This window comes from Streptomyces sp. NPDC007164, assembly GCF_040634135.1.
Classification (GTDB): domain Bacteria; phylum Actinomycetota; class Actinomycetes; order Streptomycetales; family Streptomycetaceae; genus Streptomyces; species Streptomyces sanglieri.
Genome location: NZ_JBEYFB010000025.1, coordinates 58920 through 83772 on the forward strand (window position 1 = coordinate 58920; position 24853 = coordinate 83772).

Genomic DNA, 24853 nt, shown 5'->3' on the forward strand with positions numbered 1-24853 from the left:
ATGCTCGAGGAGGCTCTCGAGCACCTCGTGAAGGGCATCGTTGACAACCCTGACGATGTGCAGGTCGCCTCGCGCAACCTGCGCCGTGGTCGCGTGCTGGAGGTCCGGGTCCACCCCGACGACCTCGGCAAGGTGATCGGCCGCAACGGCCGCACCGCACGCGCACTGCGTACCGTCGTGGGCGCCATCGGCGGCCGTGGCATCCGCGTCGACCTCGTCGATGTGGATCAGGTTCGCTGACAGAGTTGAACACCGGCACGGGCCGGGGAGGGCCATGCGCCCGCCCCGGCCCGTCGTCGTATGACAGGAGAGACACAAGGTGCAGTTGGTAGTCGCGCGGATCGGCCGGGCCCATGGCATCAAGGGCGAGGTCACCGTCGAGGTCCGTACGGACGAGCCGGAGCTGCGGCTCGGACCCGGGGCCGTGCTCGCCACCGAACCGGCCGGCGCCGGACCGCTGACGATCGAGACCGGCCGGGTGCACAGCGGACGGCTGCTGCTGCGCTTCGAGGGCGTGCGCGACCGCACGGCTGCCGAGGCCCTGCGCAACACGCTGCTGATCGCCGACGTCGACCCGGCGGAACTCCCCGAGGACCCCGAGGAGTTCTACGACCACCAGCTGATGGACCTCGATGTGGTCCTCGCCGACGGCACCGAGATCGGCCGGATCACCGAGATCACGCATCTGCCGTCCCAGGACCTCTTCATCGTCGAGCGGCCGGACGGCAGCGAGGTGATGATCCCGTTCGTCGAGGAGATCGTCACCGAGATCGACCTGGCGGAGCAGCGCGCGGTGATCGCCCCCCCGCCCGGCCTGATCGACGAGAGCCAGGCCGTGGTCGCCTCCTCGCGCGACGAAGAGGGCGACGGGGACGAGGCTCCCGCGACGGGGAAGGACGTCTGATGCGCCTCGACGTCGTCACGATCTTCCCGGAGTACCTGGAACCGCTGAACGTCTCCCTCGTCGGCAAGGCCCGCGCCCGCGGCCGCCTCGACGTCCATGTGCACGACCTGCGCGACTGGACGTACGACCGGCACAACACGGTCGACGACACCCCGTACGGCGGCGGCCCCGGCATGGTCATGAAGACCGAGCCGTGGGGCGAGGCCCTGGACGACGCCCTGGCGGGCGGGTACGAGGCCGGGGCGCACTCCCCGGTGCTCGTGGTGCCCACCCCCAGCGGCCGCCCGTTCACCCAGGAGCTGGCCGTCGAGCTCTCCGAGCGGCCGTGGCTGATCTTCACCCCGGCCCGCTACGAGGGCATCGACCGGCGGGTGATGGACGAGTACGCCACCCGGATGCCGGTCGTCGAGGTGTCCATCGGGGACTACGTGCTGGCCGGCGGGGAGGCCGCGGTACTGGTGATCACCGAGGCGGTCGCCCGGCTGCTGCCCGGAGTGCTCGGCAACGCCGAATCGCACCGGGACGACTCCTTCGCCCCCGGCGCGATGGCCAACCTGCTGGAGGGGCCCGTCTACACCAAGCCGCCCGAGTGGCGCGGCCGGGAGATTCCCGAGGTGCTGCTCAGCGGCCACCACGGGAAGATCGCCCGCTGGCGCCGGGACGAGGCGTTCCGCCGTACCGCCCTCAACCGGCCCGATCTGATCGAGCGCTGCGAGGCCGAGGGGTTCGACAAGAAGGACCGCGAGATGCTCTCGATCCTCGGCTGGTCACCGGAGCCCGGCGGCCGATTTTGGCGCAGGCCCGAGGCCGTGGAAGAATAGGCCGCTGCTGTACGTCCGGCGTACGCCCCTGCCACAGGGGGAACGACGTCCGCCCGACGCGATCAGCACCCCATCTCTCACTATCTCCCGTCGATGACCTGTGGCATCGGCGAAGAAAGCAGACAACATGGCTTCCCTGCTCGATGGCGTCAACGCCGCATCGCTGCGCACCGACGTCCCGGCGTTCCGCCCCGGTGACACCGTCAACGTCCACGTCCGAGTGATCGAGGGCAACCGCTCCCGTATCCAGCAGTTCAAGGGCGTAGTCATCCGCCGCCAGGGCGCGGGCGTCAGCGAGACCTTCACGGTCCGCAAGGTCTCCTTCAGCGTCGGCGTCGAGCGCACCTTCCCGGTGCACAGCCCGATCTTCGAGAAGATCGAGCTCGTCACCCGCGGTGACGTCCGTCGCGCCAAGCTGTACTACCTCCGTGAGCTCCGCGGCAAGGCCGCGAAGATCAAGGAGAAGCGCGACAACTGAGCTGACTCCCAGGTCCACAGGTCGGCCGGATAGGCTCTGGCCCCGATGGACACGGAAGCAAAGCCCTCGGAGCGCGACCGCTCCTCCGCACCCGCAAAGGCGTCGGAGGAGGGGGCGCGCTCCTTGCGTATCCCGGATCTTCCGACCGCCGCGATCTCCTGGCGACGGACCGCCGCGCTCGGGGCCGCCTGCGCGGTCTTCGTGCTGCTCCTGAGCAACTACGTGGTGCAGCCCTTCCTGATCCCCAGCGGCTCGATGGAGCCCACGCTGCGGGTGGGGGACCGGGTGCTGGTGAACAAGCTGGCGTACGGCTCGGGCTCCGTGCCGCAGCGCGGCGACGTGGTGGTCTTCGACGGCACCGGATCGTTCGTCCAGGAACCCCCGGAGGGGAACCCCGTCACCGGTCTGATGCACTCGGTGGCCGCTTCCCTGGGCCTGGCCGAGCCGGCCGATACCGACTACGTGAAGCGGGTGGTGGGCGTGGGCGGCGACCGGGTGGTCTGCTGCGACGAGCGGGGCCGGATCGAGGTGAACGGCCGGCCGGTCGTCGAAAGCTATCTGCATCCCGGGGACGCGCCCTCCCGGGTCCGCTTCGACATCGTCGTGCCCGACGGCAAGCTGTGGATGATGGGCGACCACCGCAGCAACTCCCGCGACTCGCGTGACCACCTGGGCGAGCCGGGCGGTGGCATGGTCCCGGTCGACATGGTGATCGGCAGGGTGGACTGGATCGGCTGGCCGCCGAGCAGGCTGGGCTCGCTGCCGGACGGCGCCGCCTTCGCCACCGCGGGGACGCCGGGCGGGGGCCGTGGGTAACCGCGGCCTCGGGAGGCCCGGGCCCGGGGCGGAGCCGTCGGCCGCGGGCTCGCTGCCCACCAGGGCGGCGCGGCGGAAGCTGGCCCGCAGGGTCAAGCGGCGGCGGCGCGGGGCGGCGGTGGGGGAGATCCCGCTGCTGATCGTCGTGGCACTGGTGATCGCGCTGGTGCTCAAGACGTTCCTGGTGCAGGCCTTCGTGATCCCGTCCGGATCGATGGAGCAGACCATCCGCATCGGTGACCGGGTGCTCGTGGACAAGCTGACGCCCTGGTTCGGATCCCGGCCGCAGCGCGGCGATGTCGTCGTCTTCAAGGACCCGGGCGGCTGGCTGAAACAGGAGAACGCGGACAAGAAGGACCCGCCTGTCGTGGTCAAGCAGGTGAAGGAGACGCTGACCTTCATCGGGCTGCTGCCCTCCGACGACGAACAGGATCTGATCAAGCGGGTGATCGCGGTCGGCGGCGACACGGTGAAGTGCTGCGGCCAGGACGGCCGGGTCACCGTCAACGGCGTACCGCTCGACGAGCCGTATCTGTATCCCGGGAATCCTCCCTCCCTCATCAAATTCGAGGTAAAGGTTCCGGAGGGCCGGATCTTCGTGATGGGCGACCACCGGTCCGATTCGGCCGATTCGCGCTATCACCTGGACGAGCCGGGACACGGCACGGTGTCCGAGGACGAGGTCGTGGGACGGGCCGTGGTGATCGCCTGGCCCGTCGGCCACTGGCGGAAACTGGAGGAACCGGCGACGTTCGGCCCGGTCCCTGACGCGCGCGCCGGGACGGCCGGGGCGTCGGCCCCGTCGAATAGTGTGTCGTCCCGGGATCTCAACGGAATGATCCCTCTCCCGACCCCTGCGGAACTCCCGCTCGTTATGGGAGTGGTGGGCCTGCACCGGCTGGGGCGCAGGCGTGGCACGGAGTGAGGAGTGGATGTGGGGGATTTGGCCGTCGGCGCACGATCCGGACATGAGGAGCCCGAGGACCGGCCGGACCGTTCGGGTCATGCCGAGTCTGCCGGGACGGCGGGCCGCGCGGGGAGTGACGGCGCCACTCCGGACGGCGGCGGCACGGCCATGAAGAAGCCGCGCTCCTTCTGGAAGGAGCTGCCCCTGCTGATCGTCATCGCCCTGGTTCTCGCGCTGCTGATCAAGACGTTCCTGGTGCAGGCGTTCTCGATCCCCTCGGACTCGATGCAGAACACCCTCCAGCGGGGCGACCGGGTGCTGGTCGACAAGCTGACCCCCTGGTTCGGCTCGGAACCCGAGCGCGGTGAGGTCGTCGTCTTCCACGACCCGGGCGGCTGGCTGGACGACACCGAGGAGGTCCACCCGAATGTGGTCCAGAAGTTCCTCAGCTTCATCGGACTGATGCCGTCCGCCGAGGAGAAGGACCTGATCAAGCGGGTCATCGCCATCGGCGGCGACACGGTGGAGTGCAGGGAGAACGGCCCCGTCGTGGTCAACGGCAAGGCCCTGGACGAGACGTCGTTCATCTACCCCGGCAACACCGCGTGCAACGACGCGCCGTTCGGCCCGATCAAGGTGCCCGAGGGCCGGATCTGGGTGATGGGCGACCACCGCCAGGACTCCCGCGACTCCCGCTACCACCAGGAACTGCCGGGCAACGGCACGGTCTCCAACGACGAGGTCGTCGGCCGGGCCTTCGTCGTGGCGTGGCCGATCAGCCGCTGGGCGACGCTGCCGGTCCCGAAGACCTTCGACCAGCCGGGCCTGGGTGCCGCGATGGCCGCGGCGCCCGGTGCGATCGGCATCGCCGGGGCCGTGCCGATCGTGCTCTGGCGCAGGCGGGTCCGGCTGTCCTCCGAGCGGCGGAAGTGACTGACGTCCTGTCATGATCCGCTGGACCGTACCGGTTCGGCGGGGCGGGGCGGTGGTGCCGTGGCTGGGCGATGGCGTTGTGACCGAGGAAACGGCAAGATCGAATAAGTGCGGGACGCTCGCCGGGTGTTCTTCATGGGTCTCAGGAACTCCCGCTCGTTGTTCGGGGCAGTGGGCCTTTGAACGGGTGGGGTCCTGGAGAAGGCGGGGGCGCATAGTGAGGACTGGATGTGAGTGACGTGGCTGCCGGTGCACGACCTGGACAGGAAGACTCCGCGAAGGGGCCCGACCGGTCCGCTGATCCTGCCGTCGAACCGGCGGCCGATTCCGCAGCCGGTACAGCGGCGGATCCGGCGGCCGGTCCGGTGGGAGGGGCGCCGGATCCGGACGCGCCCGCGGATGAGCGGGCTCCGGACGGGGACGGCAAGAGGGCAGCGAGGAAGCAGCGCCCCTTCTGGAAGGAGCTGCCCCTGCTGATCGTCGTCGCCCTGGTTCTCGCGCTGCTGATCAAGACGTTCCTGGTGCAGGCGTTCTCGATCCCCTCGGACTCGATGCAGAACACGCTCCAGCGGGGCGACCGGGTGCTGGTGGACAAGCTGACACCGTGGTTCGGCGGGGAGCCCGAGCGCGGCGAGGTGGTCGTCTTCCACGATCCGGACAACTGGCTCGCCGGGGAACCGACCCCCGAGTCGAACGTGGTGCAGGACTTTCTGAGCTTCATCGGCCTGATGCCGTCGTCCAAGGAGAAGGACCTGATCAAGCGGACGATCGCGGTCGGCGGCGACACCGTGGAGTGTGCCAAGGGCGGCCCGGTCAAGGTCAACGGGAAGGCGCTCGACGAGCCGTACATCTTCCCCGGCAACACGGCCTGCGACGACAAGCCCTTCGGACCCTTCAAGGTGCCCGAGGGCAAGATCTGGGTGATGGGCGACCACCGGCAGAACTCCCTGGACTCGCGCTACCACACCGACGAGGCGACCAAGGGCTTCGTGCCCGTCAAGGACGTCGTGGGGCGCGCCGTGGTCGTGGCGTGGCCGATCAACCGCTGGGCGACGCTGTCGGTCCCGGACACCTTCGACCAGCCGGGGATCAGCGCGGCGGCGGGCCTGGCCCCGGGAGCCGTCGGCATCGCGGGTGCGCTCCCTCTCGTACTGTGGCGCCGCAGGAGGCTGACCGGCGGGCGTACCGCCGGGTAGGGTGCCGACTCGGATCAGCGATTTTCGATCTCCGGAGTGGGGGGACGCTGGGATGAGCGGACAAGGACGTACGGGTGACGGCCGCGGCCGTCTCGGCAGCATGCTGTCGGGGCTGGCCGTGGCCGTCGGCTGTGTGCTCTTCCTCGGCGGGTTCGCCTGGGGAGCGGTGGTGTACAAGCCGTACACGGTGCCGACCGGGTCGATGACACCGACGGTGAACGCCGGCGACCGGGTGCTCGCGCAGCGGATCGACGGCAGCGAGGTGCACCGCGGCGACGTGGTGGTCTTCACCGATCCGGCGTGGGGGGACATGCCGATGGTGAAGCGGGTCGTCGGGATCGGCGGCGACCGGATCGCCTGCTGCGGGAAGGGCGGCCGGCTCACGGTCAACGGGAAGCCCGTTGACGAACCGTATCTGCACGCCAAGGGCCTCGCCTCGGCGGAGAATTTCACGGCTCAGGTGCCCAAGGGGCAGCTCTTCCTGCTGGGCGATGAGCGCACCGCGTCGCTGGACTCCCGGGTGCACCTGAACGACGCCGGTCAGGGCTCCGTCCCCCGCGACGCGGTACAGGCCCGGGTGGACGCCGTCGCCTGGCCGATGAACGGCATGGTCGAGCGTCCGGGAGCCTTCGCCTCCCTCCCCGGCGGGGTGTCGTCGCCCGGACCGCTGCGGTTGCAACTCGCGGCGGTGCTCGTGGGCGTGGTGCTCATTCTGGGCGGCGCGGCGTACGGACCGATCGCGGCACGGGCCTTGCGGGCACCACGGACCAAGGGCGGAAAGGTGCCCGCCGGTGCGCACTGAGAAGCGGAAGGTCGCCCGCGTGGTCCTTCTGGACCCCGACGACCGGATCCTGCTGATGCACGGCTTCGAACCGGCGGATCCGGCGAGCACCTGGTGGTTCACCCCCGGCGGCGGCGTGGAGGGCGACGAGACCCGGGAGGAGGCCGCGCTGCGCGAGCTGACGGAGGAGACCGGGATCACCGACGTCGAGTTGGGTCCGCTGCTCTGGCAGCGGATGTGCTCGTTCCCGTTCGACGGACGCCGCCGGGATCAGGACGAGTGGTATTTCCTGGCCCGTACGAGGCAGACCGCCACCGATACCAGTGGGCAGACCGGGCTGGAGCAACGCAGTGTCGCGGGTCTGAGGTGGTGGACCTCCGCCGAACTGTCGGCGGCGCGTGAGACGGTGTACCCGACCAGGCTCGCCGAGTTGCTGCGCACGCTGCTCGACGAGGGTCCTCCGCATATGCCAGTGGTTCTCGACCCCGAAATCGCCTAAGGGTCCAGGGGGCCGGGAGCCTGGCGCACAATGGGGGGACGCACGGCTGAAGGGGAACATGCCAATGAGCGCCGAGGACCTCGAAAAGTACGAGACCGAGATGGAGCTGAAGCTCTACCGGGAGTACCGAGATGTCGTCGGTCTGTTCAAATATGTGATCGAGACCGAACGGCGCTTCTACCTCACCAACGACTACGAGATGCAGGTGCACTCGGTCCAGGGCGAGGTGTTCTTCGAAGTATCGATGGCGGACGCCTGGGTCTGGGACATGTACCGCCCTGCGCGGTTCGTCAAGCAGGTCCGGGTGCTGACGTTCAAGGACGTCAACATCGAGGAGCTCAACAAGAGCGATCTCGAACTTCCGGGCGGCTGAGCCCACTCCCGAGGGCGTCGATTCGCCCTTGATCCGATCGGGTCCGCCCTGGGTTCGGTTCGGTCTGGCCTGGGTTCGATTCGGACCGGCCTGGGTTCGGTCCGGCCTTGGGCCGCCCTTGATTCGCACTTCCGGGTGGCCGGGATATCCACAATCCCGAGGTTTTCCACCAAGATCCACCGATCGGGACCGGACGCGTCAGAGTCGGTCCCGGAGGTGGTGCCGAAATGAACGCACGGGGGGCACTCGGGCGGTACGGCGAGGACCTGGCGGTGCGGCTGCTGGCCGAGTCCGGCATGTCCGTACTGGAACGGAACTGGCGCTGTCGCGCCGGTGAGATCGACATCGTCGCGATGGACGGCGACGCGCTCGTGGTCTGCGAGGTGAAGACCCGCAGGGCGGGCGCCTTCGAGCATCCGATGGCGGCCGTCACGCCGGTCAAGGCGGAGCGGCTGCGGCGGCTGGCCGGTATCTGGATCGACCGGCACGGCGGACCGCCGCCCGGCGGCGTCCGGATCGACCTGGTCGGCGTGGTGCTGCCCAGGCGAGGTGCGCCGGTCGCCGAGCATGCGCGGGGGGTGGCCTGATGGGGTTCGCGCGGGCGTGCTCGGTGGCGCTGGTCGGCGTCGAGGGTGTGGTGGTGGAGGTCCAGGCGGACCTGGAGGCGGGGGTGGCCGCGTTCACCCTGGTGGGGCTGCCGGACAAGAGCCTGGTGGAGAGCCGCGACCGGGTCAGGGCCGCGGTGGTGAACTCGGGGGCCGAGTGGCCGCAGAAGAAGCTCACGGTGGGCCTGTCGCCGGCCTCGGTGCCCAAGGGTGGATCCGGGTTCGATCTCGCCGTCGCCTGTGCGGTGCTGGGGGCGGCCGAGCGGATCGATCCTGGTTCCATCGCCGATGTGGTGATGATCGGTGAGCTGGGGCTCGACGGCCGGGTGCGGCCGGTGCGCGGGGTGCTGCCGGCCGTGCTCGCCGCGGCGGAGGCCGGATACCGGCAGGTGGTCGTGCCGGAACAGACCGCGGGCGAGGCGGCGCTGGTCCCCGGAGTCTCCGTCCTCGGGGTACGGAGCCTGCGGCAGCTGATCGCGGTGCTCTGCGACGAGCCGGTGCCCGACGAGCGGCAGGCACACGACGAGGGGCGCCCCGACACCATGCTGGCCGGGCTGATGGTGCCCGGCGCGGGCATCGGCACCGGCCTCGCCCGCGGTGCCGGGCAGGGCGACGGACATCTGCCGGATCTGGCGGACGTGGCGGGGCAGGAGCAGCCCCGGATGGCTCTGGAGGTCGCCGCGGCGGGCGGTCACCACCTCCTGCTCTCGGGACCGCCGGGCGCCGGCAAGACCATGCTGGCCGAGCGGCTGCCGGCCATCCTGCCGGAGCTGACCAGGAAGGAATCCCTGGAGGTGACCGCGGTGCACTCGGTGGCGGGCATCCTGCCGCCGGGGGAGCCACTGGTCAGCCGGCCGCCCTACTGCGCGCCCCACCACTCGGCGACGATGCAGTCGCTGGTCGGCGGCGGCAATGGGCTGCCGAGGCCCGGTGCGGTCTCGTTGGCTCATCGGGGAATTCTCTTTTTGGACGAAGCGCCCGAGTTCTCCGTGCGGGCGCTGGACGCACTGCGCCAGCCGCTGGAATCGGGGCATGTGGTGGTGGCACGGAGCGCCGGGGTGGTGCGACTGCCCGCCAGATTTCTGATGGTGCTGGCCGCCAACCCGTGCCCGTGCGGCCGGCACAGCCTCAGCGGCGCCGGCTGCGAATGCCCGCCGTCCGCGGTCAGGCGCTACCAGGCGAGGCTCTCCGGGCCACTGCTCGACCGGGTGGATCTGCGGGTGCTCGTCGAGCCGGTCAGGCGCCAGGACCTGATGGGGCAGGGCGGCCGGGGCGAGTCGACGGCCGCGGTGGCGGCCCGGGTGAGGCAGGCCAGGGCGCGGGCCGCGGAGCGGCTCGCGGGCACCGCGTGGTCCACCAACAGCGAGGTGCCCGGCCATGAGCTGCGGACCAGGCTGGTCGCGGCCCCGGGCGCGCTCAAGGAGGCCGAACGGGACATGGAACGCGGCCTGCTCACCGCGCGGGGCCTGGACCGGGTGCTCAGAGTGGCGTGGACGGTCGCCGATCTGCGAGGCGCCGACCGCCCGGACGCCTCCGACATCGCGGTGGCGCTGGAACTGCGCACCGGGATTCCACGGGGCGCCCTGACGAATGCCGGGACGCCGTCATGAATCGGCGGGCGGACGGTGGACCGGGGAGGGGGCAGGACCCGTCGGGGGAGGTACGGGGGCAGGGCCCGGAGCACAGCCCGGAGCACGGCCCGGGGGACGGCCCGGAGCACGGGGCCGGAACAGGGTCCGGGGTGGTGGTGAGCGTTCAGGAGCGGCTGGCGCGGGCAGCGCTGACCCGCATCATCGAGCCGGGGGACGAGCGCGGCGGCCGCTGGCTGCGCGAGTGCGGTGCCGTCGAGCTGATACGGCGGATCACCACCGGGGACGGCACCGCGGAGCAGCTGAGCGGAATGACCCCGAGGCGGCTCGCCGGGTACCGGCTGCGGGCCGAGAGCGCCGACCCCGGCCGGGACCTCTCGGCGGTCGCCGCGCTCGGCGGGCGGTTCATCTGCCCCGGGGACCGGGAATGGCCCAGCCAGCTCGACGACCTCGCGGACGCCAGACCGACCGGACTGTGGGTGCGGGGCCCCCGCGATTTGCGGCTCTGGGCGCTGCGTTCGGTCGCTGTGGTCGGCGCACGCGCCTGCACCCCCTACGGATCGCACATGGCGGCCGGTCTCGGCTCGGGACTCGCGGAGCTGGGGTGGGTGGTCGTGTCCGGAGCCGCGTTCGGGGTCGACGGGGCGGCGCACCGCGGCGCGCTCGCCGCCGGCGGGGCGACGATGGCGGTCCTGGCCTGCGGGGTGGACGTCCCCTACCCCCGGGGACACGCCGAGCTGATCGGACGGATCGCGCAACAGGGGCTCGTCATCGGCGAATTACCACCGTCCGATCATCCCACCCGCAGCAGATTCATCCTCCGGAACCGGGTCATCGCCGCGTTGACGCGCGGGACGGTCGTCGTGGAGGCCGAATACCGCAGTGGTTCGCTCGTCACCGCGCGCTGCGCACAGCGGCTCGGCCGCTTCACCATGGGCGTCCCCGGACCCGCCACCAGCGGGCTGTCGGCAGGGGTCCACGAACTCCTGCGCGGAGAGGGCGTCCTGGTGACCGATGCCGCCGAAATCGCCGAACTGGTGGGGGACATCGGTGAGCTGGCCCCGGTCAGACGTGGCCCCGTGCACCCCAGGGACCTGCTCGACGCGGTCTCCGCCAGAGTCCTCGACGCCCTGCCGTACCGGGGTGCCCTCAGTGGCCGCGATGTGGCCCGCACGGCCGGAACCAGCACCGACGAGGCGCTCGGCAGGCTGTACGAACTGCACTCACTGGGGTTCGTCGAACGGGATGGCGATGGATGGCAGTTGACGCCGCGACCGACTTGCAATGGCGACGCGCGGCGAGGCGGTACTTGACCTGGAGCATTCGGGTGAAAAGGTGATGCCGATGACCTCGGCGGATCCTTCGGTGACGCCTCCGGGGCCGACGCGTACGGCGACGGCCCCGGACCTCAGCCATGTCGGATCGGCCGGATTCGCACAGCGCCGATCCTCTATCCTGCGCGGACCGCGACATCATGGTCACGCTACGCTCACAAGGGTTCCGACTCAGACATACGTCCCAGCACTTCACAGCAGAACGGCTCAAGGCACCACATGCCCCAGCACACCTCCGGGTCTGACCGCGCGGCAGCACCACCGGCTGCGCGTGGCACTGTGCGTCCCCCCGCCCCTTCCTCGCTCGACGAGTTGTGGCGTTCGTACAAGTCCACGGGCGACGAGCGGCTGCGGGAGCAGCTGATCCTGCACTACTCGCCGCTGGTGAAGTACGTCGCGGGCCGGGTGAGCGTGGGCCTGCCTTCCAACGTCGAGCAGGCGGACTTCGTCTCCTCCGGGGTCTTCGGACTGATCGACGCGATCGAGAAGTTCGACATCGAGCGCGCGATCAAGTTCGAGACCTACGCGATCACCCGCATCCGGGGCGCGATGATCGACGAACTGCGGGCACTGGACTGGATCCCGCGCTCGGTGCGCCAGAAGGCGCGGGCGGTGGAACGCGCCTACGCCACGCTGGAGGCGCAGTTGCGGCGTACTCCGTCCGAGGCGGAGGTCGCCGCGGAGATGGGCATCGCGCTGGAGGAACTCCACGCGGTTTTCAGCCAGTTGTCGCTGGCGAACGTGGTCGCGCTGGAGGAGCTGCTGCATGTCGGCGGCGAGGGCGGCGACCGGCTCAGCCTGATGGACACTCTTGAGGACACCGCCGCCGACAATCCGGTGGAGGTCGCCGAGGACCGTGAGCTCAGACGGTTGCTGGCCCGGGCCATCAACACCCTCCCGGAGCGTGAGAAGACCGTCGTCACGCTCTACTACTACGAGGGCCTCACACTGGCTGAGATCGGCAATGTCCTCGGAGTCACTGAGAGCAGGGTCAGCCAGATCCACACCAAATCGGTGCTGCAACTGCGCGCCAAGCTGGCCGACGCCGGCCGCTGAGTCCTGCTCGCGGCCGGTGCCGGTCATGGCTGCTTCGGCCATTGATCCGGGCCGCACCCGCCCTCTCGAACACCGGTCGCCGTACAGTGGACGCGTGCCCAGGATTCGAGCGGCCTCGGTGGCCGAGCACCGGACCATGCAGCGCGGCGCCCTCCTGGACGCCGCACGCTCCCTGCTGTCCGAGGGAGGTACGGAAGCATTGACCTTCCCCGCCCTCGCCGAACGCACGGGCCTCGCCAGGTCCTCCGTGTATGAGTACTTCCGCTCCCGTGCGGCCGTCGTCGAAGAGCTCTGCGCCGTCGACTTCCCCGTCTGGGCGGCCGAGGTCGAGAACGCGATGGAACGGGCCACGACGCCCGAGGACAAGATCGAGGCCTATGTGCGCCGGCAGCTCGACCTCGTCGGGGACCGCCGCCACCGGGCGGTCGTCGCCATTTCGGCGAGTGAGCTGGACGCCGGCGCGCGCGAGAAGATCAGGGCCGCCCACGGCGGGCTGATCGCCATGATCGTCGAGGCGCTCGGCGACCTCGGCCACGCGCAGCCGAGGCTGGCGGCGATGTTGCTCCAGGGGTCGGTGGACGCCGCGGTGCGACGTATCGAACTGGCCGTCGCCGAGGAGCCGGCCGTGATCGCGGACACCGCCGTCGCCATGATCCTTCGAGGCGTCCAAGGCGTCCAAGGCGTCCAAGGCGTCCAGGGCGCACGGGGCTGACGCCGCCGCCGCACCGCGGCGGCGAGCAGAACGCCGGGGGCGGCGAGCCCGTCCCCGGTCCCTCGGGCGGAGTGCTCGGGTTCGGGCACTCCGAACACCGGGAGCAGCCGGGACGGGCCCCGTCGCAGCAGCGACGGCGGCAGCAGCGACAACGGATCCAGATACGTGTCACCGCGCCGCAGGCCCCAGTGCAGACAGCCCGCCGCGCAGTGGAAGGGCCCGGCCTCCATGACCGCCACCACCTGCCCCACCGCCACCTTTTCGCCCTTCGTCACGAGCGCGCGCACCGGTTCGTACGTGGTCCGCAGCGGCGGATCACCGCTGCCGGCCACCTCGATCGCCAGCACCCCGCGTCCCGCCACCCGCCCCGCGAACGAGACCTGGCCCGAGGCGGCGGCGAGCACCGCCGCACCCGGATCGGCGGCCAGGTCGACCCCGCGGTGGCCTCGCGCGTAGGGGCCGGCCGGGGGCTCCCAGCCCCGCAGGACCGCGGGCCGCCCGGCAAGCGGCCAGCTCCGGCCACCATCCGTCCCCGGTCTTGGCTCCGCCCCTGTCCCTGTCCCCGTTCCCGGCGCGGGTGTCGGTGCGGGAACGGGCGCGGGTGCAGGCTCGGGCGTGGGTGTCGGTGCGGGAACGGGCGTGGGTGCAGGCTCGGGAACAGGCGCGGGCGTGGGCGTGGGCGTCGGTGCGCCGGCCGCGGTGACCGCCGTGCCGCACACCACCGCCAACAGGGCCGCCAACACCACCGCGAGCGCCTCCCGCACCCGGCGCGCGGACTTCCGGCGGCAGGTGCCCGCGCTCGGAACCACCAGGTCGGTCGGGTGGGTCGGGCCGGTCGGATCAGGTGTGCATCGCATGGCAGAACCGTCCCGCAGCCCCCCGATCCGCGCGGATCATGAACCGGATCTGTGGACAACCAGCCGGTTGTGGACAGCGCCGTCACCCGGCACCCGGGCCGTCCCGTACACTTCCTATGGCGATCCGGGTCACCGGGTCGACTTCGCACGCCCCGCCACCTCCCTCTTCGCGGACGGTGGCTGCGCTCCTCGGTCCCTCGTGGCACGGCGCGTCGGGGCGTCAGGCGCGACAGCAATCCTGCGGTCGCGACAACCGAGCACCTCAAGGAGTACGGCCATGGCCGTCGTCACGATGCGGGAGCTGCTGGAAAGCGGCGTCCACTTCGGTCACCAGACCCGTCGCTGGAACCCGAAGATGAAGCGCTTCATTTTCACCGAGCGCAACGGCATCTACATCATCGACCTGCTCCAGTCGCTGTCGTACATCGACCGCGCCTACGAGTTCGTCAAGGAGACCGTCGCCCACGGCGGCTCCATCATGTTCGTGGGTACGAAGAAGCAGGCCCAGGAGGCCATCGCCGAGCAGGCGACGCGCGTCGGCATGCCGTACGTCAACCAGCGTTGGCTCGGTGGCATGCTCACCAACTTCTCCACCGTCTACAAGCGCCTTCAGCGTCTGAAGGAGCTTGAGCTCATCGACTTCGAGGACGTGGCCGCCTCCGGCCTCACCAAGAAGGAGCTCCTGGTTCTCTCCCGCGAGAAGGCCAAGCTGGAGAAGACCCTCGGTGGTATCCGCGAGATGCAGAAGGTGCCGAGCGCCGTCTGGATCGTCGACACCAAGAAGGAGCACATCGCCGTCGGTGAGGCGCGCAAGCTCCACATCCCGGTCGTCGCGATCCTCGACACCAACTGCGACCCCGACGAGGTCGACTACAAGATTCCGGGCAACGACGACGCGATCCGCTCCGTCACCCTGCTCACCCGCGTGATCGCCGACGCCGTCGCCGAGGGCCTCATCGCCCGTTCCGGTGCCGCCACCGGTGACTCGAAGCCGGGCGAGAAGGCCGCCGGCGAGCCGCTCGCCGAGTGGGAGCGCGACCTGCTCGAGGGCGACAAGAAGGCCGACGCCGAGGTCCAGACCTCCGCCGAGACCGAGAAGGTCGCGGACGCCGAGGCCCCCGCCGCCGAGGCTGCTGTCGAGACCCCGGCCGCCGAGACCCCGGCCGCCGAGACCCCGGCCGCCGAGGCCCCGGCCGCGGACGCCGAGCAGGCCTGACACCCGTCACGGCTGACGACGGCGGGGGCCGGTGCCACAAGCACCGCCCCCGCCGTTCACCCGTAGATCTTTCAGACTTCGAGAGAGAAATACAGACTCATGGCGAACTACACCGCCGCTGACGTCAAGAAGCTCCGCGAGCTGACCGGCGCCGGCATGATGGACTGCAAGAAGGCCCTCGACGAGGCCGACGGCAACGTCGACAAGGCCGTCGAGGCGCTCCGTATCAAGGGTCAGAAGGGCGTCGCCAAGCGCGAGGGCCGCTCTGCCGAGAACGGTGCCGTCGTCTCCCTCATCTCCGAGGACCAGACGTCCGGTGTTCTGCTGGAGCTGAAGTGCGAGACGGACTTCGTCGCCAAGGGCGAGAAGTTCCAGGACGTCGCGAACACCCTCGCCGCCCACGTCGCCGCCACCTCCCCGGCCGACATCCAGGCGCTGCTCGCCTCCGAGATCGAGGCCGGCAAGACCGTCCAGGCGTACGTCGACGAGGCCAACGCCAACCTCGGCGAGAAGATCGTCCTGGACCGCTTCGCGCAGTTCTCCGGCGCGTTCGTCTCCGCGTACATGCACCGCACCATGCCCGACCTGCCGCCGCAGATCGGTGTTCTGGTCGAGCTGGACAAGGCCGACGCCGAGCTGGCCAAGGGCATCGCGCAGCACATCGCCGCGTTCGCCCCGAAGTACCTGTCCCGCGAGGACGTCCCGGCCGAGGTCGTCGAGGCCGAGCGCCGCGTCGCCGAGGAGACCACGCGCGCCGAGGGCAAGCCCGAGGCCGCGCTCCCGAAGATCGTCGAGGGTCGCGTCAACGGCTTCTTCAAGGAGGCCACCCTCCTCGGCCAGCCGTACGCGCTGGACAACAAGAAGTCCGTCCAGAAGGTCCTGGACGAGGCCGGTGTCACCCTGAAGCGCTTCTCGCGCATCAAGGTCGGCATCTGAGTCCGTCCGCGAAACACGGTGGACCCCGATAGGGTCTAGTGCAGTCGTCGGCCGCACTCATGCCGTACGACCGCAGATCTGACGAGGAGGCCATTGCCGCTGAGGGACACCAGACCCACCGGCAATGGCCTTCTTCGTATGTGCACGAGGAGAATCTCCATGAACAAGGGCGCGGACGCCGCACAAGGTGACCACAAGCGCGACGACGGCAAGGTGGCCGGACGCTTCATGCTGAAGCTGTCCGGAGAGGCGTTCGCCGGCGGCGGGGGTCTCGGTGTCGACCCCGACGTCGTACACGCCATCGCCCGGGAAATCGCGGCGGTCGTCCGTGACGGCGCGGAAATCGCGATCGTCATTGGCGGCGGCAACTTCTTCCGCGGCGCCGAGCTCCAGCAGCGCGGCATGGACCGGGCCCGGTCCGACTACATGGGCATGCTCGGCACGGTCATGAACTGCCTGGCGCTCCAGGACTTCCTGGAGAAGGAAGGCATCGACTCCCGCGTCCAGACCGCCATCACCATGGGGCAGGTCGCGGAGCCGTACATCCCGCTGCGCGCCGTGCGCCACCTGGAGAAGGGCCGCGTCGTCATCTTCGGCGCCGGCATGGGGATGCCGTACTTCTCCACCGACACCACTGCCGCCCAGCGCGCCCTGGAGATCGACGCCGAAGGTCTCCTGATGGGCAAGAACGGGGTGGACGGGGTCTACGACTCCGACCCGAAGAGCAACCCCGACGCGGTGAAGTTCGACGCGCTCGAGTACAGCGAGGTTCTCGCCCGCGATCTCAAGGTCGCCGACGCCACCGCCATCACGCTCTGCCGCGACAACGACCTTCCGATCCTCGTCTTCGAGCTGACCGCGACCGGCAATATCGCCCGCGCGGTCAAGGGTGAGAAGATCGGCACGCTCGTGAGTGACCGGAGCACCCGGGTCTGAGGACCGGGGAACCTTCCCGCAGTACGACGGGGAGGTCCGGGCCTCCGGGGGGAACCCCGGGACCGGCCCCGAAGGATGGACAACGGCCTGCCGGTCGGACACCGTGCAGGTGAGGACGCGACGCAGGACCCGCCGGGCCCCGGCACGACGGGCCACTCAAGACACGCAGGAGCACGTGGTGATCGAAGAAACCCTCCTTGAGGCCGAGGAGAAGATGGAGAAGGCCGTAGTCGTCGCGAAAGAGGACTTCGCCGCGATCCGTACCGGCCGTGCGCACCCGGCGATGTTCAACAAGATCGTCGCCGACTACTACGGCGCGCTGACCCCGATCAACCAGCTCGCCTCGTTCTCGGTGCCCGAGCCGCGTATGGCCGTCGTGACGCCGTTCGACAAGACCGCGCTGCGCAACATCGAGCAGGCCATCCGCGACTCGGACCTCGGCGTCAACCCGAGCAACGACGGCAATATCATCCGGGTGACCTTCCCGGAGCTCACCGAGGAGCGCCGCCGCGACTACATCAAGGTCGCCAAGAGCAAGGCCGAGGACTCCAAGATCTCCATCCGCGCGGTGCGCCGCAAGGCCAAGGAGACCCTCGACAAGCTGGTCAAGGACAAGGAGTCGGGCGAGGACGAGGTGCGCCGCGCCGAGAAGGAGCTCGACGACACCACCGCGAAGTACGTCGCGCAGGTCGACGAGCTGCTGAAGCACAAGGAAGCCGAGCTGCTCGAAGTCTGATGAACGACTCTTCCTGGGGCACCCCGCAGGGAGCCGGCCGCTGGGGTGCGCCCGAGATGCAGGCGGCTCCGGCGGGTCCTGCATACGATGTGCATGACGCCCAGCAGACTCGGCCCATGCCCATCGTGCCGGACGTTCCCGACGCAGGTAGAGACGCTGACGACCGTGATGACCGGGACCAGGGGGCCGGACGCCTGAGCGGCGGCCCCCTGTTCCGTGACGAGAAGCCGCAGGAGCCCATGTCCACCGCGCCGCCGCCCCCGCAGAAGAAACGTGCGGGCCGTGATCTGCGAGCCGCCATAGGGGTCGGTGTGGGGCTCGGCGCCGTCATCGTCGCCTCGCTGTTCATCGTCAAGGCCGTGTTCGTCGGCGTGATCGTCGTCGCTGTGGTCGTGGGCCTCTGGGAGCTCACCTCACGGCTCCAGGAGCGCAAGGGCATCAAGGCACCGCTCGTCCCGCTGGCGGTGGGCGGCGCGGCGATGGTGGTGGCCGGTTACGCGCAGGGCGCCGAAGGCGCCTGGGTGGCGATGGCGCTGACCGCGCTGGCGGTGCTCGTCTGGCGGATGACCGAACCGCCCGAGGGCTACCTCAAGGACGTCACGGCCGGTGTGTTCGCGGCGTTCTACGTGCCGTTCCTCGCCACGTTCGTCGCCATGCTCCTGACCGCCGACGACGGGCCGCAGCGGGTGCTCACCTTCCTGCTGCTGACCGTGGTCAGTGACACGGGCGCGTACGCCGTCGGCTGGCGCTTCGGGAAGCACAAGCTGGCGCCGCGCATCAGCCCCGGAAAGACCCGGGAGGGTCTCTTCGGGGCCGTCGCCTTCGCGATGGTCGCCGGTGCGCTGTGCATGCAGTTCCTGATCGACGGCGGTTCCTGGTGGCAGGGGCTGCTGCTCGGGCTCGCGGTCGCGGCCAGCGCCACCCTCGGGGACCTGGGCGAGTCGATGATCAAGCGGGACCTCGGGATCAAGGACATGGGCACGCTGCTGCCGGGGCACGGCGGCATCATGGACCGGCTGGACTCGCTGCTGCCGACCGCCCCGGTGGTCTGGCTGCTGCTGGTGCTGTTCGTCGGCTCCACCTGAGAAACAGGGTCCTGACCTGGGACTTTACGAGTGAGGGCCCGTTGTCCACAGGACGGCGGGCCCTCACTGTTCTGTCTGCGACACTGGATGAACCATGCCTAAGCCCGGAGAACTCACTTTCGTCGCGCCCCGCGGAGCCAAGAAGCCGCCGCGGCATCTCGCCGACCTCACGCCCGCCGAGCGCAAGGAAGCCGTCGCCGCGATCGGCGAGAAGCCGTTCCGCGCCCAGCAGCTCTCGCAGCACTACTTCGCGCGGTACGCGCACGACCCGGCGGAATGGACCAATATCCCGGCCGGATCGCGGGCCAAGCTCGCCGAGGCGATGTTGCCCGACCTGATGTCGGTGGTCCGCCACATCAGCTGCGACGACGACACCACCCGCAAGACCCTGTGGAAGCTGCACGACGGGACGCTCGTCGAGTCCGTCCTGATGCGCTACCCGGAGCGGGTCACGATGTGCATCTCCTCGCAGGCCGGCTGCGGGATGAACTGCCCGTTCTGCGCCACGGGGCAGGCCGGTCTCGACCGTAATCTGTCGACCGCCGAGATCGTCCACCAGATCGTGGACGGCATGCGGGCGCTGCGTGACGGGGAGGTCCCCGGCGGTCCGGCGCGGCTCTCCAACATCGTGTTCATGGGCATGGGCGAGCCGCTCGCCAACTACAACCGGGTGGTCGGCGCGATCCGCCGTCTCACCGACCCTGAGCCGGACGGGCTGGGGCTCTCGCAGCGCGGGATCACCGTCTCCACCGTGGGCCTGGTGCCCGCGATGCTCCGCTTCGCGGACGAGGGCTTCAAGTGCCGCCTCGCCGTCTCGCTGCACGCGCCGGACGACGAGCTGCGCGACACCCTCGTACCCGTGAACACGCGCTGGAAGGTCGGCGAGGTGCTGGACGCCGCGTGGGAGTACGCGGAGAAGTCCGGCCGTCGCATCTCCATCGAGTACGCGCTGATCCGCGACATCAACGACCAGGCGTGGCGCGGCGACCGGCTCGGCCGGCTCCTCAAGGGCAAGCGGGTGCACGTCAACCTGATCCCGCTGAACCCCACGCCCGGTTCCAAGTGGACCGCCTCGCGGCCCGAGGACGAGAAGGCGTTCGTCGAGGCGATCGCCGCCCACGGGGTGCCGGTCACCGTGCGGGACACTCGCGGTCAGGAGATCGACGGGGCCTGCGGGCAGTTGGCGGCAGCCGAGCGCTGAGGCGGAAACGGCCCGTGTAATCTGGGCCTGAAATCAACTTCATATTCCGACAGGGGAGCGCCACAGCGCTGAGAGTGCGGCACCGAGACAGGTCGGCCGCAGACCCTCTGAACCTCGCCCGGGTCATTCCGGGTAGGAAGTTCGGTCATCAACTCATGCTGTTGCGCCCTGCCCGCTTCCCGCGGGCAGGGCCGCGTCTCTTCCTGGCCAAAACCCAGGAGGAATCCACCATGACCACCACGCGCAGGACCAGGCAGCTCGCGGCTTCGGCCGTCGTCGCCGCGCTCGGCGTCACCGCACTCGCCGGCTGCGGGAGCTCCGACGACCCGGCCGCCGGTTCCGGCGGTACGAAGGGCTCGGGCTCCAAGACCGTGACCCTCGTCAGCCACGACTCCTTCAACGCCTCCAAGGACGTACTGAAGGAGTTCACCGAGGAGACCGGCTACACCGTCAAGGTGCTCAAGAGCGGAGACGCGGGGGTCGCGCTCAACCAGGAGATCCTGACCAAGGGATCCCCGCGCGGCGACGTGTTCTTCGGCGTCGACAACACCCTGCTCTCCCGCGCCCTCGACAGCGGGCTCTTCACGCCGTATCAGGCGAAGGGCATCGACCGGGTCGCGGCGGACACCCGGCTCGACGCCGACAAGCACCGGGTCACCCCGGTCGACACCGGCGACATCTGCGTCAACTACGACAAGAAGTACTTCGCGGACAAGAAGCTCGCGCCGCCAAAGTCCTTCGACGACCTGGCGAAGCCCGCGTACAAGGACCTGCTCGTCACCGAGAACGCCGGGACCTCGTCGCCCGGTCTCGGCTTCCTCCTCGGCACCGTCGCCACTTACGGCGAGAAGGGCTACCAGGACTACTGGAAGAAGCTGGAGCGCAACGGCGTCAAGGTCGTCGACGGCTGGGAGCAGGCGTACAACGAGGAGTTCTCCGGATCGGCCGGCGGGAAGAAGGCCAAGGCGGACCGGCCGCTCGTCGTCTCGTACGCCTCCAGCCCGCCCGTCGAGGTGCTGTACGCGAAGCCGCAGCCGAAGACCGCACCGACCGGCGTCGCCACCGGGACCTGCTTCCGGCAGATCGAGTTCGCCGGCCTGCTGAAGGGCGCGAAGAACGAGGCGGGCGGCAAGGCCCTGCTGGACTTCCTGATCAGCAAGAAGTTCCAGGAGGACATGCCGCTCAACATGTTCGTCAACCCGGTCGTCAAGGACGCGGCGCTGCCGGAGCTCTTCACGAAGTTCGGCGCGACGGTGGACAGTCCGGCGACCGTGGCCCCGGAGAAGATCGCCAAGAACCGTGAGCAGTGGGTCCAGTCGTGGTCCTCGCTCGTAGTGAAGTAACGAAGAGTCCCGTACGCGGAACGGACGCGGGCGGGAGGACTCCCCGCCCGCGGTCCGCGCACGCGGATGCCGCCCGTGCGAAGGCCCGGCGCGGGAGCGCGGTGCGGCTCGGCCTGATGGCCGTGCCCGTCGCGTTCTTCGCGCTGTTCTTCGCCTACCCGGTCGCGGCGATCGTCGGCCGGGGCCTGAAGGTGGACGGCGTCTGGCAGTTCGGCCGGATCGGCGAGGTGCTGGCCCGGCCGGACATCCGCGACGTCCTCTGGTTCACCACCTGGCAGGCGCTCGCCTCGACGGCGCTGACCCTGCTGATCGCGCTGCCCGGGGCGTATGTCTTCGCCCGCTTCGACTTCCCCGGCAAACAACTGCTGCGGGCGGTCGTCACGGTGCCGTTCGTCCTGCCGACCGTGGTCGTCGGGACGGCCTTCCTGGCGCTGCTGGGACGCGGCGGCTTCCTCGACGAACTCTGGGGCGTACGGCTCGACACCACGGTCTGGGCGATCCTGCTCGCCCATGTCTTCTTCAACTACGCGGTGGTCGTACGGACGGTCGGCGGCCTGTGGTCCCAGCTCGACCCCCGGCAGGAGGAGGCCGCCAGGGTGCTCGGCGCGGGGCGGTTCGCCGCCTGGCGGCGGGTCACCCTGCCGGCCCTGGCGCCCGCCGTGGCCGCCGCCGCGCTGATGGTCTTCCTCTTCACCTTCACCTCCTTCGGGGTCGTACAGATCCTCGGCGGCCCCGGTTACGCCACCCTCGAAGTGGAGATCTACCGGCAGACCGCGCAGCTGCTCGCCCTGCCGACGGCCGCCGTGCTGACGCTGGTGCAGTTCGCCGCGGTCGGCGCGATCCTCGCCGTGCACGCGTGGACCGTGCGGCGCAGGGAGACCGCGCTGAAGCTGGTCGATCCCGCGCAGACCGCCCGCAGGCCGCGCGGCGCCGGGCAGTGGGCGCTGCTCTGCGGGGTGCTGCTGACCGTGCTGCTGCTGATTCTGCTGCCGCTCGGAGTGCTGGTCGAGCGCTCCGTGGACACCACCGGCGGCCACGGCCTCGACTTCTACCGCGCGCTGGCGTCCGTGGACGCGGGCGGCGGCACGTTCCTGGTCGCGCCGCTCGAAGCGATCTGGAACTCCCTGCAGTACGCGCTGGTCGCGACGGTCATCGCACTGGTCATCGGCGGGCTCGCCGCCGCGGCGCTGACCCAGCGGGCCGGCCGGCTGGTGCGCGGTTTCGACGCGCTGCTGATGCTCCCGCTCGGGGTGTCCGCGGTCACCGTCGGCTTCGGCTTCCTGATCACCCTGGACAAGCCGCCGCTGGACCTGCGGACCTCCTGGATCCTGGTGCCGCTGGCCCAGGCACTGGTCGGTGTGCCGTTCGTCGTACGGACCATGCTGCCGGTCCTGCGCGCGGTGGACGGCCGGCTGAGGGAGGCGGCCGCGGTGCTCGGGGCCTCGCCGCTGCGGGCCTGGCGGGAGGTCGATCTGCCGCTGGTGCGGCGGGCGTTGCTGGTCGCGGCGGGTTTCGCGTTCGCCGTCTCGCTCGGTGAGTTCGGTGCGACGGTGTTCATCGCCCGGCCCGACCGCCCGACGCTGCCGGTCGCCGTGGCCCGGCTGCTGGGACGGGCCGGGGAGCTCAACTACGGCCAGGCGATGGCCCTGAGCACCATCCTGATGGTGGTCTGCGCCGTCTCGCTGCTGCTGCTCGAACGTATCCGCACGGACCGGTCCGGGGAGTTCTAGAGATGTCCGGGGAGTTCTGGAAATGCTGACACTGGAATCGGCCACGGTTCGCTTCGGCGAACGCGCGGTGCTCGACGCGGTGGACCTGGCGGTCGCCGAGCACGAGATCGTGTGTGTGCTCGGGCCGAGCGGAAGCGGCAAGTCCACCCTGCTGCGGGTGGTCGCCGGACTGCATCCGCCGGACGGCGGCCGGGTGCTGCTGGACGGCGCGGACCAGGCCGGGGTGCCGGTGCACCGGCGCGGTCTCGGCCTGATGTTCCAGGACCACCAGCTCTTCCCGCACCGCGATGTCGGCGCCAATGTGGCCTTCGGGCTGCGGATGCGCGGGGTGTCGCGCCGTGACCAGGAGCGCAGGGTCGGCGAACTCCTCGACCTGGTGGGCCTGCCCGGCGCCGAACGCCGCGCCGTCGCCGCCCTGTCCGGCGGTGAGCAGCAGCGCGTCGCCCTCGCGCGGGCCCTCGCCCCGAGCCCCAAGCTGCTGATGCTGGACGAGCCGCTCGGCCAGCTCGACCGCGGTCTGCGTGAGCGGCTCGTCGTCGAACTGCGCACGCTCTTCGGCCGGCTGGGCACGACGGTGCTCGCCGTCACCCACGACCAGGGCGAGGCGTTCGCGCTGGCCGACCGGGTGGTGGTGATGCGGGACGGGCGGATCGCCCAGGTGGGTACCCCGCTGGAGGTCTGGCAGCGGCCCGCCTCCGCCTTCGTCGCCCGGTTCCTCGGCTTCGACAACGTGGTCGCGGCGACGGTGAGCGGCACCGTCGCCGCCACGGTGTGGGGGAAGGTGCCGGTGCCCGGGGGCTCGCCGCAGGGGGCGTGCGATCTGCTGGTGCGCCCTGCCGGGGTCCGGATCGGCGCCCCGGACCAAGGGCTGCGCTGTGTGGTCGGGACGCGTACGTTCCGGGGCAATCACGTCGCCGTGCGACTGGTGCCGGAGGACGGCCCGGAGCTGGAGGCGGAGTGCGCGCTGCGGGACGCCCCCGAGGAGGGTGCGACGGTCGGGGCCGGCTTCGACGCGGCCGAGACCGTGGTCCTGCCCGCCCGCCCCTGACCGTCCGCCCCGGGCGAGCCGCCCGGGGACGGCGCCCACCGGTCGCGGGAGCCGCCCATCGGCCGGAGGATTGCCGGATGCCCCGGAGTGCGGCGCCGACCGCCCCGGGGGGAACCCCTGGAACGTCCTCGCGGACGGCCCCGGGGCCGTGCAGCGGATCCGGAAGACTCCGGGAAGGACAGGGACATGACCGAGTCAGCACGCGAGGGCATCGACATCACCCGCATCCTCGACGCCCCGCCGGAGAAGGTCTTCGCGGCCTGGACGACGCCCGAGCACTTCGCGGCCTGGTACGGCGGCGACGCCGAGGTGCCGCTCGACCGGGTGTCGATGGACGTCAGGCCGGGCGGGTCCTGGAGCCTGGTCATCGTGGTGCCGGGCACCGAGATGCCGTTCCACGGGGTCTACCGGGAGGTGGTGGCCCCCGAGAAGCTGGTGTTCACCCTGAAGGACGCCTCCGCGCCCGCCGACATCGAGGGCGAGACCGTCACCGCCACCTTCACCGAGCGCCGCGGCGGGACCACCGAGCTGGTCTTCCAGCAGCGCGGCGGCAACCTCACGGCCGAGCAGTACGCGGCGGCCGAGGACGGCTGGGAGGCCTTCTTCGACGCGCTCGTGGCCCGGCTCGCGTCCTTCTGACCCCGGCCTACGGCCTCGCCGACAACCCGGCTCGCGTCCTTCTGACCCCGGCCTACGGCCTCGCCGACAACCCGGCTCGCGTCCTTCTGACCCCGGCCTACGGCCTCGCCGACAACCCGGCT

25 protein-coding genes, 2 pseudogenes and 1 riboswitch are annotated in these 24853 nt (G+C 70.5%); of the genes and pseudogenes, 26 read left to right on the forward strand and 1 reads right to left on the reverse strand.

From position 1 onward, the window contains the following. The 16 genes and pseudogenes from ABZ622_RS26925 (at position 1) to ABZ622_RS27000 (ending at position 13004) form a co-directional block, all read left to right on the forward strand. Entirely contained in the window at positions 1 to 240 is a 240-nt protein-coding gene (locus tag ABZ622_RS26925; protein WP_005311361.1) for an RNA-binding protein, read from the forward strand. A 79-nt stretch (positions 241 to 319) separates the two neighbouring features. Continuing rightward, positions 320 to 904: a ribosome maturation factor RimM gene (gene rimM / locus ABZ622_RS26930; protein WP_360547349.1), complete on the forward strand. Its 585-nt coding sequence runs from the start codon at positions 320 to 322 to the stop codon at positions 902 to 904. Then, positions 904 to 1725, forward strand: coding sequence for a tRNA (guanosine(37)-N1)-methyltransferase TrmD (gene trmD, locus ABZ622_RS26935; protein ID WP_259934936.1), 822 nt, complete (start codon positions 904 to 906; stop codon positions 1723 to 1725). The genes rimM and trmD overlap by 1 nt, the downstream gene beginning before the upstream one ends. A gap of 127 nt (positions 1726 to 1852) precedes the next feature. After that, positions 1853 to 2203: a 50S ribosomal protein L19 gene (gene rplS / locus ABZ622_RS26940; RefSeq protein WP_093545046.1), complete on the forward strand. Its 351-nt coding sequence runs from the start codon at positions 1853 to 1855 to the stop codon at positions 2201 to 2203. Between the two features lie 45 nt (positions 2204 to 2248). Then, positions 2249 to 3019: a signal peptidase I gene (gene lepB / locus ABZ622_RS26945; protein WP_360547352.1), complete on the forward strand. Its 771-nt coding sequence runs from the start codon at positions 2249 to 2251 to the stop codon at positions 3017 to 3019. Further along, positions 3012 to 3988, forward strand: a pseudogene (gene lepB / locus ABZ622_RS26950) (signal peptidase I); the annotation flags it as partial. The gene lepB (ABZ622_RS26945) and the pseudogene lepB (ABZ622_RS26950), both read left to right, overlap by 8 nt. Next, positions 3963 to 4859 (forward strand): signal peptidase I, encoded by an 897-nt coding sequence (lepB, locus tag ABZ622_RS26955; protein WP_360547433.1) that lies wholly within the window; start codon positions 3963 to 3965, stop codon positions 4857 to 4859. The pseudogene lepB (ABZ622_RS26950) and the gene lepB (ABZ622_RS26955), both read left to right, overlap by 26 nt. 365 nt (positions 4860 to 5224) lie before the next feature. Then, the gene (gene lepB / locus ABZ622_RS26960; RefSeq protein ID WP_360547354.1) at positions 5225 to 6055 is read left to right on the forward strand and encodes a signal peptidase I; all 831 of its coding nucleotides are present in this window, start codon (positions 5225 to 5227) and stop codon (positions 6053 to 6055) included. Between the two features lie 52 nt (positions 6056 to 6107). Further along, positions 6108 to 6857 carry a signal peptidase I gene (gene lepB / locus ABZ622_RS26965; RefSeq protein WP_360547356.1) on the forward strand — a complete coding sequence of 250 codons (750 nt, stop codon included), beginning with the start codon at positions 6108 to 6110 and terminating at the stop codon, positions 6855 to 6857. Continuing rightward, on the forward strand, positions 6847 to 7335 hold the full coding sequence (locus tag ABZ622_RS26970; RefSeq protein WP_360547358.1) for an NUDIX hydrolase: 489 nt from the start codon (positions 6847 to 6849) through the stop codon (positions 7333 to 7335). The genes lepB (ABZ622_RS26965) and ABZ622_RS26970 overlap by 11 nt, the downstream gene beginning before the upstream one ends. Before the next feature lie 64 nt (positions 7336 to 7399). After that, positions 7400 to 7708 carry a DUF2469 domain-containing protein gene (locus ABZ622_RS26975; protein ID WP_003965949.1) on the forward strand — a complete coding sequence of 103 codons (309 nt, stop codon included), beginning with the start codon at positions 7400 to 7402 and terminating at the stop codon, positions 7706 to 7708. A gap of 227 nt (positions 7709 to 7935) precedes the next feature. Beyond that, positions 7936 to 8295: a YraN family protein gene (locus tag ABZ622_RS26980; protein ID WP_266688326.1), complete on the forward strand. Its 360-nt coding sequence runs from the start codon at positions 7936 to 7938 to the stop codon at positions 8293 to 8295. Continuing rightward, entirely contained in the window at positions 8295 to 9923 is a 1629-nt protein-coding gene (locus ABZ622_RS26985) for a YifB family Mg chelatase-like AAA ATPase (protein ID WP_360547360.1), read from the forward strand. The genes ABZ622_RS26980 and ABZ622_RS26985 overlap by 1 nt, the downstream gene beginning before the upstream one ends. A gap of 137 nt (positions 9924 to 10060) precedes the next feature. Further along, a complete protein-coding gene (gene dprA / locus ABZ622_RS26990; protein WP_360547435.1) occupies positions 10061 to 11215 on the forward strand; it encodes a DNA-processing protein DprA in 1155 nt (384 codons plus the stop codon). Positions 11216 to 11455: 240 nt separating this feature from the next. Beyond that, entirely contained in the window at positions 11456 to 12292 is an 837-nt protein-coding gene (whiG, locus tag ABZ622_RS26995) for an RNA polymerase sigma factor WhiG (protein ID WP_266688323.1), read from the forward strand. 118 nt (positions 12293 to 12410) lie between these two features. Next, positions 12411 to 13004: a helix-turn-helix domain-containing protein gene (locus tag ABZ622_RS27000; protein WP_360547437.1), complete on the forward strand. Its 594-nt coding sequence runs from the start codon at positions 12411 to 12413 to the stop codon at positions 13002 to 13004. A gap of 77 nt (positions 13005 to 13081) precedes the next feature. On the opposite strand, the pseudogene ABZ622_RS27005 reads toward ABZ622_RS27000, so the two are convergent. Further along, a pseudogene (locus tag ABZ622_RS27005) lies at positions 13082 to 13732 on the reverse strand (M23 family metallopeptidase); the annotation flags it as partial. A gap of 406 nt (positions 13733 to 14138) precedes the next feature. Here ABZ622_RS27005 and rpsB point away from each other — a divergent pair. The 10 genes from rpsB to ABZ622_RS27055 all read left to right on the forward strand — a co-directional run bounded on the left by rpsB (position 14139) and on the right by ABZ622_RS27055 (position 24731). Further along, complete coding sequence (gene rpsB / locus ABZ622_RS27010) at positions 14139 to 15077, forward strand: 30S ribosomal protein S2 (RefSeq protein ID WP_360547363.1); 939 nt, start codon at positions 14139 to 14141, stop codon at positions 15075 to 15077. 99 nt (positions 15078 to 15176) lie between these two features. Beyond that, a complete protein-coding gene (gene tsf, locus ABZ622_RS27015) occupies positions 15177 to 16013 on the forward strand; it encodes a translation elongation factor Ts (protein ID WP_259934944.1) in 837 nt (278 codons plus the stop codon). Positions 16014 to 16172: 159 nt separating this feature from the next. After that, positions 16173 to 16949, forward strand: a complete 777-nt coding sequence (gene pyrH / locus ABZ622_RS27020) for a UMP kinase (RefSeq protein ID WP_360547365.1) — start codon at positions 16173 to 16175, stop codon at positions 16947 to 16949. Positions 16950 to 17127: 178 nt separating this feature from the next. Continuing rightward, positions 17128 to 17685, forward strand: coding sequence for a ribosome recycling factor (frr, locus tag ABZ622_RS27025; protein ID WP_093545310.1), 558 nt, complete (start codon positions 17128 to 17130; stop codon positions 17683 to 17685). After that, positions 17685 to 18770, forward strand: a complete 1086-nt coding sequence (locus ABZ622_RS27030; protein ID WP_360547367.1) for a phosphatidate cytidylyltransferase — start codon at positions 17685 to 17687, stop codon at positions 18768 to 18770. The genes frr and ABZ622_RS27030 overlap by 1 nt, the downstream gene beginning before the upstream one ends. Positions 18771 to 18864: 94 nt before the next feature. Then, entirely contained in the window at positions 18865 to 19971 is a 1107-nt protein-coding gene (gene rlmN, locus ABZ622_RS27035) for a 23S rRNA (adenine(2503)-C(2))-methyltransferase RlmN (protein ID WP_360547369.1), read from the forward strand. 41 nt (positions 19972 to 20012) lie between these two features. Next, a riboswitch (TPP riboswitch) is annotated at positions 20013 to 20128 on the forward strand. A 73-nt stretch (positions 20129 to 20201) separates the two neighbouring features. After that, positions 20202 to 21314, forward strand: a complete 1113-nt coding sequence (locus tag ABZ622_RS27040; protein ID WP_360547371.1) for a thiamine ABC transporter substrate-binding protein — start codon at positions 20202 to 20204, stop codon at positions 21312 to 21314. Between the two features lie 116 nt (positions 21315 to 21430). Then, positions 21431 to 23044: an iron ABC transporter permease gene (locus ABZ622_RS27045; RefSeq protein WP_360547373.1), complete on the forward strand. Its 1614-nt coding sequence runs from the start codon at positions 21431 to 21433 to the stop codon at positions 23042 to 23044. A 22-nt stretch (positions 23045 to 23066) separates the two neighbouring features. Beyond that, the gene (locus ABZ622_RS27050; RefSeq protein WP_360547375.1) at positions 23067 to 24092 is read left to right on the forward strand and encodes an ABC transporter ATP-binding protein; all 1026 of its coding nucleotides are present in this window, start codon (positions 23067 to 23069) and stop codon (positions 24090 to 24092) included. A gap of 186 nt (positions 24093 to 24278) precedes the next feature. Further along, positions 24279 to 24731, forward strand: a complete 453-nt coding sequence (locus ABZ622_RS27055; protein ID WP_360547377.1) for an SRPBCC family protein — start codon at positions 24279 to 24281, stop codon at positions 24729 to 24731. Positions 24732 to 24853: the final 122 nt, after the last annotated feature.

Coding starts and splice junctions, on each gene's coding strand:
- ABZ622_RS26925 (WP_005311361.1), top strand. CDS start 1: ATGCTCGAGGAGGCTCTCGAGCACCTCGTGAAGGGCATCGTTGACAAC.
- trmD (WP_259934936.1), top strand. CDS start 904: ATGCGCCTCGACGTCGTCACGATCTTCCCGGAGTACCTGGAACCGCTG.
- rplS (WP_093545046.1), top strand. CDS start 1,853: ATGGCTTCCCTGCTCGATGGCGTCAACGCCGCATCGCTGCGCACCGAC.
- lepB (WP_360547352.1), top strand. CDS start 2,249: ATGGACACGGAAGCAAAGCCCTCGGAGCGCGACCGCTCCTCCGCACCC.
- lepB (WP_360547356.1), top strand. CDS start 6,108: ATGAGCGGACAAGGACGTACGGGTGACGGCCGCGGCCGTCTCGGCAGC.
- ABZ622_RS26975 (WP_003965949.1), top strand. CDS start 7,400: ATGAGCGCCGAGGACCTCGAAAAGTACGAGACCGAGATGGAGCTGAAG.
- ABZ622_RS26980 (WP_266688326.1), top strand. CDS start 7,936: ATGAACGCACGGGGGGCACTCGGGCGGTACGGCGAGGACCTGGCGGTG.
- ABZ622_RS26985 (WP_360547360.1), top strand. CDS start 8,295: ATGGGGTTCGCGCGGGCGTGCTCGGTGGCGCTGGTCGGCGTCGAGGGT.
- whiG (WP_266688323.1), top strand. CDS start 11,456: ATGCCCCAGCACACCTCCGGGTCTGACCGCGCGGCAGCACCACCGGCT.
- rpsB (WP_360547363.1), top strand. CDS start 14,139: ATGGCCGTCGTCACGATGCGGGAGCTGCTGGAAAGCGGCGTCCACTTC.
- tsf (WP_259934944.1), top strand. CDS start 15,177: ATGGCGAACTACACCGCCGCTGACGTCAAGAAGCTCCGCGAGCTGACC.
- pyrH (WP_360547365.1), top strand. CDS start 16,173: ATGAACAAGGGCGCGGACGCCGCACAAGGTGACCACAAGCGCGACGAC.
- ABZ622_RS27030 (WP_360547367.1), top strand. CDS start 17,685: ATGAACGACTCTTCCTGGGGCACCCCGCAGGGAGCCGGCCGCTGGGGT.
- rlmN (WP_360547369.1), top strand. CDS start 18,865: ATGCCTAAGCCCGGAGAACTCACTTTCGTCGCGCCCCGCGGAGCCAAG.
- ABZ622_RS27040 (WP_360547371.1), top strand. CDS start 20,202: ATGACCACCACGCGCAGGACCAGGCAGCTCGCGGCTTCGGCCGTCGTC.
- ABZ622_RS27045 (WP_360547373.1), top strand. CDS start 21,431: ATGGCCGTGCCCGTCGCGTTCTTCGCGCTGTTCTTCGCCTACCCGGTC.
- ABZ622_RS27050 (WP_360547375.1), top strand. CDS start 23,067: ATGCTGACACTGGAATCGGCCACGGTTCGCTTCGGCGAACGCGCGGTG.
- ABZ622_RS27055 (WP_360547377.1), top strand. CDS start 24,279: ATGACCGAGTCAGCACGCGAGGGCATCGACATCACCCGCATCCTCGAC.